5 protein-coding genes are annotated in these 6,726 nt (G+C 41.6%); 3 read left to right on the top strand and 2 right to left on the bottom strand.

Annotated features, from left to right (window positions below):
- Positions 1 to 385 precede the first annotated feature (385 nt).
- Positions 386 to 1,258 (top strand): LysR family transcriptional regulator, encoded by an 873-nt coding sequence (locus AB4153_RS20075; protein WP_371998473.1) that lies wholly within the window; start codon positions 386 to 388, stop codon positions 1,256 to 1,258.
- A 146-nt stretch (positions 1,259 to 1,404) separates the two neighbouring features.
- Positions 1,405 to 3,090: a thiamine pyrophosphate-binding protein gene (locus AB4153_RS20070; protein ID WP_371998472.1), complete on the top strand. Its 1,686-nt coding sequence runs from the start codon at positions 1,405 to 1,407 to the stop codon at positions 3,088 to 3,090.
- A 487-nt stretch (positions 3,091 to 3,577) separates the two neighbouring features.
- On the opposite strand, the gene AB4153_RS20065 is transcribed toward AB4153_RS20070, so the two are convergent.
- Positions 3,578 to 4,912, bottom strand: coding sequence for an amidohydrolase family protein (locus AB4153_RS20065; protein WP_371998471.1), 1,335 nt, complete (start codon positions 4,910 to 4,912; stop codon positions 3,578 to 3,580).
- Between the two features lie 218 nt (positions 4,913 to 5,130).
- On the opposite strand from AB4153_RS20065, the gene deoD reads away from it, so the two are divergent.
- A complete protein-coding gene (deoD, locus tag AB4153_RS20060) occupies positions 5,131 to 5,841 on the top strand; it encodes a purine-nucleoside phosphorylase (RefSeq protein WP_303513290.1) in 711 nt (236 codons plus the stop codon).
- Between the two features lie 47 nt (positions 5,842 to 5,888).
- On the opposite strand, the gene AB4153_RS20055 is transcribed toward deoD, so the two are convergent.
- Positions 5,889 to 6,488, bottom strand: coding sequence for a Crp/Fnr family transcriptional regulator (locus AB4153_RS20055; RefSeq protein WP_303513293.1), 600 nt, complete (start codon positions 6,486 to 6,488; stop codon positions 5,889 to 5,891).
- Positions 6,489 to 6,726: the final 238 nt, after the last annotated feature.

Genomic DNA, 6,726 nt, shown 5'->3' with positions numbered 1-6,726 from the left:
ATTCAAATTCAAATTCAAATGAAGTCTGACGCTAAATAATCCCCCGTAAACACTTAACATGCCACCCATTGTAAAAAGTAACTTAACGACTTTTTTATAAGTGGGTCAGAGTAAACATAATTCTAATCTCACCCAAATGAAGTCTGACGCTAAATAATCCCCCGTTGGAAATCATTCGTTTTCAGAATATTTAGCTGAGGCTACTGGGCCAATGCTGGCAACGAATAAGAGAGTGTCGCAGTTCACATTCTTTTTAGCGTTCTCAAACAATAAGAAACGAAGCGCCACGAATTACCTTAGCCTTAAGCGCTAAACCTGCGTTAAATCACTTTTAATTTCTCTTGAAATAAAGCATCTTGGAGTAGAACAGGGATAGGGATTGCTTATGAAAATTCAATTAGATGATTATTATGTTTTTTGCCAAGTCGCTAAATATGGCAGCATGAAGCGAGCGAGCGAGAAAACCCGCTTACCATTATCAACGGTCAGTAGGCGGATTGTGTCGTTAGAAGAAAACCTAGGCTTGCAGCTTTTTATTCGAAATAAAAACAAATTATCACTATCTAATGAAGGCGCTAAGTATTACCAAAAATTAGCGAATATTGTTGAAGAACTCGCCAATACTGTCGATGAACTTAATGATGACTCAGGCTTACTCAGCGGTCATATTGTTATCTCCACCACCAAGCTTTTTTATGCTCGCTATATTCATCCTGCTATTCTTACATTGCTCAAAGATAACCCTAAGCTCAGTGTCGAACTCAAGCACTCAGTTAACTCCACTGCATTAACTGACGATGTCGATATTGCAGTGGTGAACGGTGAACTCCCTGAAAGTAACTTAATCGCCAGAAAACTCATTGAGCTCGAACTCGCCTTTTTCGCTAGTGAAGCATTTTCCCTGCAATATAAAGATGCAATCAATAATGCTGAGTTTAATAACCTGCCTTATATCTCAACGCTTTCTCACCCTTCATTGCCGATTACCCATAAAAGCACCGATGAACAATTCAAAATTCAACCGAGCTGCAAACTCACTGTGATGGATGCTGAAATGTTGCTCTCCGCGACAAAAGAAGGTCTTGGTTACGCCATTATTCCTTTATATGCGCTGCAACCAGCCGACTCAGCCTTAGTGAAAATCTTTGACGACTACCAATTAGCGCCCGTGCCTTTCTCACTACTCTATCGAAGTCGCCAGTTACAATCAGCCGCTCAGCGAGCGGTAGTGGATGCCATCGTCAGCGCGTTTAAGTAAATCCCCCCTTCTCCACTCAGTTAAAAAGCCAATCTCATTTTTGGGATTGGCAAGCTCGAAATACGCTATATAGAAGATATCAGCCATTGCTTACTATTACCTCACACAAACAAAGCACCAAATTAAAACCACGTTGAGGTAACACCATGAAACAGATCACACTAGCCACTTACATCCTGACTCGTCTTAAAGAACTTAACACTAATCATGTTTTTGGCATCCCAGGTGACTATGTTCTGCCATTTTTTGATGAGATTTTAGATGGCGACCATGGCGTAAAGCACGTCCTGCCACGCAATGAACTTAACGGCACCTATGCTGCTGACGGTTACGCAAAATTGAATGGTTTCGGCGCTATGGTTGTGACATTTGGGGTGGGTTCATTGAGCTGTACTAATGCCATTGCTGGCGCTTATGCTGACGACACTCCTTTGATGGTCATTGCAGGCACCCCAACCGTCAAAGTGTTATCAACACCAACAGAGCGCCGCTACCATCATGTGATTGAGAACAACTTCGACACTAATATCGATATGTTTAAACACATTACTTGCGCCAGCCAGCGCTTAGTTGATTTAAGCATTGCCACCTTTGAAGTAGACCAAATGCTACGTAAAGCGATGCAAACCAAAAAGCCTGTTTACTTAGAAGTACCCTATGATCTACAAACAGCATTAGTACCTGCACCAACGCGTCCACTGGACTTAATGCTTGAGCAGTCTTCAATGACTAACCTCAATGCAGCACTTGAAGCCAGTGTTGCCTTACTTGAAAAATCACACACTCGCAGTGTGTTAACAGGGCACCTTCTACAGCGCGAAGGCATGATTAAGCAAGGCGTGCAGTTAGTTGATCAGCTTAACGCTGCTGTTGCCACTACATTCACCTGTAAAATGGGCGACTTCGAAGATCATCCTAACAGTGTGGGGATCTATATGGGCGAAGTCAGCGAAGACTACACCAAAGAAATGATGGATGGTGCAGATGTGGCTATAGCACTTGGTGTGACATTCAATGAGTTTGATACGGGTGTATTTTCAACTCGACTAGGTCAGCAACAAGATGTCATTTGGATCCGTAAAGACTATGTCGAAATTAATGGTGAGCGATATGACATGGTCTATCTACGCGACTTTGTTCCAGCGCTTTTAGCTGCTATCAGGCATATCGATGCAGGCGAGCTGTCTTTGCAATCTCGACGTAAGTTTGCCTTTGAGTTAAACGACAAATTCACCCCGACCGATAATGAACTCACCATCGATCGATTATTTGTGCAATTTGCTAATTACCTGCAAGCAGGCGACATGCTATATGGCGATACTGGCGGATTTATTAATAGCTCACAAGCTGAGTTCCCTGCGGATGTTGTTATGCATGGTTGTGGTAACTGGGGATCGCTCGGTGCAGGATTTGGCATGTTTGTCGGCGCTAACTTTGCCAATGAACAACACAACCGTCGCTCGGTGAGTATCCAAGGCGAAGGGGCATTCACTATGAGTGCACAGGATTTAGCCACCTTAATTGAGCACAAGAAAGACTTAGCTTTATTTATTTTAGACAATTCAGGTTACGGCGCAGAAAGAGCGATTCATCCAGGTGTAGAGCGTGCTTATAACGACATTGCAGTATGGAAGTACGAAAAGCTTGGTGAAGCTCTTGGCGGCACTGAAGGTACTGATGTGCATAGCTATGTAGTCAACACTGAAAAAGAAATGGATGCGATTTTCACTGCATTAAAAGAGCCTAAAGGCGTAAACATAGTACGGGTCATGTTAGACCCAAATGACTCTGCCAGCTTTAATCTACGTTTTAGTCAGTTGCTACAACACTAAAATCTAGCGTTTCAAGTAAACTCAGCCTGCAATGGCTGAGTTCCCGATTAAATAAGTAGTAATAACTGAGGTCATAATAAGTGAAATTAGACGCAGGTTGTTTCACTTTTGGCATTTATTTGCGTTCAAAAAAAAATCGGATCTTGGAGCCAGTTTGTTACCAAGAGTTAGCAGCAGTCGCAGTGCCTATTTTTAAATAAGTGGGGGGAATAAGCGGGAGCCACTTGGAGTGGGTGACCATGTAAAATAGGTGGCCATGTTAATTTTCGGAGAGTTAGCGTAAGCCTCACATGGCCTTTCTCGTACATCCATGTGCTTCAAAGCATTCAGGCATCCTGCCTATCAGAATCAGGATAGCGTTCGCGGGGCATAGGAGCCCCACCGCAAGCGTTAGCTATTGCCACAAACTTTCTATAGCAATAAATTAAGCCATATAGCGCCAAGCAAGTTGTGAACAGACTTCATTAGCTTGCTTGTTGCTTGAGACTTAAAGGGTATTCTTGTATATGACCCCATCTTTCATGATCATTTTAAGGTTTTGCTTAGGTTTAGTCAGAATCGAAATATCTTCAAGTGGGTTACCATCAATTATCAATAAATCAGCGTATGCCCCCACTTTAATGACGCCCATAGGGTGTGGATATGGATTACGTTTACCTGACAGAGCGAGTAATGCCGCAGAGTTTGCTGTTGCCTGTTGCATAATTTCCGCATTAGAAAACCATTTAGTACGATGAACAAATTCCTCATTGATCCGCTCAATAGCTGCAGGGTCAGTAATAATGTCAGAACCAAATGCGATTTTTTTATAACCTATTTTTTTAGCTGTCGAGAATAAGTTATCAAGTCCTGCGTATGCTGCACGATGTTTTTTCGCTTGGTCTTCGGTATAACCTTTAGGAATAAAAGTGTAAACACTGACTTGAGGTGACAGCCACACATCGTTTTTTTTCATGTATCTAAGTGTTTTCTCATCAATAAGGTTGGCATGCTCAATACTTTTAACGCCATTATCAACGGCACGTCGAATACCATCACTATTATAAACATGCGCTAAAACATAGGTGCCCCAATCACTGGCTGCGCTAACAGCGGCTCTAATCTCTTCAGGTGTAAATTCGATAACATCAAGCGGATCAGCGTAAGAGCCTGTGCCACCGCCTACAGCTATTTTAATCTGTGTCGCCCCTTGTCTTAAACTTTCTCTTACGGCCTTAAGGACTTGAGGTACACCATCGGCTATAACCATGTCACCATTTCTTACCATTGGATCCCATGTGCCATTGCCATTAACGTTTGAACCATCAGAGGCATGGCGGTGATCGGCATGGCCAGATGTTTGTGTGATCATTGGGCCAGATGGGTAAATTCGGGGGCCTGTTACATAACCTTCATCGATTGCTTTTTTCAAAGAAAAAGTATTGCCAGCGACATCTCTTAAGGCTGTATAGCCATTCATTAGGTAAGTATTTACCGTACTTGAAGCGACATAAGCTGCAAACCTTGTATCTGTAGTAAATATATCGCCAAAGGACATTTGGCCAATAATATGCTCATGCACGGCTATAAACCCTGGGCTCAATGTCTTATTGTCACCTTCAATGATTTCAGTCTCTTTTTCTGCGGTAATATTTTCAGAAATCTGTTTGATGAGGTTTCCTTCGATAAGGACATCTTGATTTGGAATAAGTTTGTCGCTGCCATCATAAACATTAACGTTTTTGATGAGATAACGATGCGGTTGTTCCTCACTTGCAATCACATTACTGGTTAATAACGTCAATGTAGCCAGTGTAATTGGTGCAATCCATTTGTTTAACATATAACCACCATAGGGTTTAGAAAAAGAACATACTTAAGCAAAATTAAGGTGCTGTATAAATATTGCGCAGCCACTACAAAAAATCAACCACTATAACGATTTGTTTGCATACGCGTTCATACCGTCTATTTTTACGTATTTCGGACAAATGTCCTCTTATCTAAAACAGGTTTTATCTAAAATAACTAGTTTAATAAACACCATAAAAAGGTAGCACCATGACTCCCCATATTAATGCATCAAAAGGCGATTTCGCTGACACGGTTTTAATGCCTGGCGATCCTTTACGCGCGAAATTTATTGCCGAAAACTATCTATCAGATGTTAAGCAAGTCTGTGATGTACGTAATATTCTCGGGTTTACCGGCACCTATAAAGGGCAAGCAATTTCAGTAATGGCCTCTGGTATGGGCACGCCTTCTATGGCCATTTATGCCAATGAACTTATCAATGAATTTGGGGTTAAACAGCTAATCCGTGTTGGTAGCTGCGGCGCGATTGCGGAAGATATTGAGCTAAGAGATATTATTGTGCCTAACGCTGCCAGTACAGGTAACGCCATGAATCGTGCACGTTTTGCGGGTTATGATTATGCTGCGGCACCTGATTTTTCGATGCTTAAAAACTGTTGGGATGTGGCACAGTCACAATCTCTTGAGCTGCGTGTTGGTAATATTTTTACCAGCGATTTTTTCTACGAAGATCCTGACACGCTGCTACCTGCGATGAAAACCATGAATATTCTCGCTTATGATATGGAATCGGCTGCCTTATTTACCATCGCAGCGAAACATCGTGTGAAAGCGTTAAGCATACTAACAGTGTCTGATCACGTTATAAAAGGCGGCGAGTTGACCACAGAAGAGCGCCAAAGCTCTTTTGACAATATGATGAAATTAGCGTTAGAAACAGCCATCAAGCCGTTATAGTTATCGCATGAAGAACGTCAACAAGCCTTTGGCGTTCTGTTTAATAGCTAAAGTTGTCCAATAACCTTATAACGTTTACCGATTTTCTCTAGCTTTTTCTCTTCGATAAGTTCATGCACAATTCTGCGATACGTTCGTGTAGTAATGCCGAGTTTTTTAGCATTTAAAGTCGATGACAAATCAAATAGCTCATCATCCGACACGTTATGAGCTTGCAGTATTTGATTGATAATACTTATTTTTGTTGGCTGAGTGAGACGTTCAATAAGCTTTTTGACATTGGTGTTATATCGTTGGGTCATCAATGCCATTAAGTCAGAAAAAACCTGACTGTCAGCCGATAAAACCGTTAACACCTGCATTTTGCTGAGCTTATAATAGGTTCCGGGCTTATTAGATTTAACACTGAAAAGTGAATGATTCTCTTGTTGAAAAAATTCCATCTCACCGACAAAGCCAGTGTAATTTTCTTCCACCTTCAAAATAAATTCATTGCCGTTATCATTGATATAAGAAACCGTAAAATTGGCATCAACACAAAATAATAGCGCGGTGACTTCACAGGACTGGCGCAATAGATAACGACCCTGGGCATAATCGTGCTTGCGCACACCGGTTGATTCAAGCACAGCAATAATATTTTTCAATCAAAGTCACTCCCGCATGTAATAGGCCATTTTATTTTAGCTAAGTTAGTCGCTAAACCGAAAGGCTATATCAGGTTTGATATACATTTCGCATAAATAAATGGGGTCAGAGTCTGAGGGAACCTCACGAATTTAATAGGATGCTTGTGGTTCCCACACTAAATCCAGCAGCATCTTAATCGCTAACTGCCAATGCGATTTCAACAGCTTCAAATTCTTATCTTTGTAGGCTCTCAAG

This window comes from Shewanella sp. 10N.286.52.E4, from assembly GCF_041468785.1.
In the GTDB taxonomy this organism is placed as follows: Bacteria; Pseudomonadota; Gammaproteobacteria; order Enterobacterales; family Shewanellaceae; genus Shewanella; species Shewanella electrodiphila.
Note: the sequence above shows the minus strand (reverse complement) of the source record. Positions and strands in the feature narration are given on the sequence as shown.

Excerpts from the sequence above, each read along its gene's own strand:
- deoD (WP_303513290.1), top strand. The coding sequence starts at position 5,131 with ATGACTCCCCATATTAATGCATCAAAAGGCGATTTCGCTGACACGGTT.
- AB4153_RS20075 (WP_371998473.1), top strand. The coding sequence starts at position 386 with ATGAAAATTCAATTAGATGATTATTATGTTTTTTGCCAAGTCGCTAAA.
- AB4153_RS20065 (WP_371998471.1), bottom strand. The coding sequence starts at position 4,912 with ATGTTAAACAAATGGATTGCACCAATTACACTGGCTACATTGACGTTA.
- AB4153_RS20070 (WP_371998472.1), top strand. The coding sequence starts at position 1,405 with ATGAAACAGATCACACTAGCCACTTACATCCTGACTCGTCTTAAAGAA.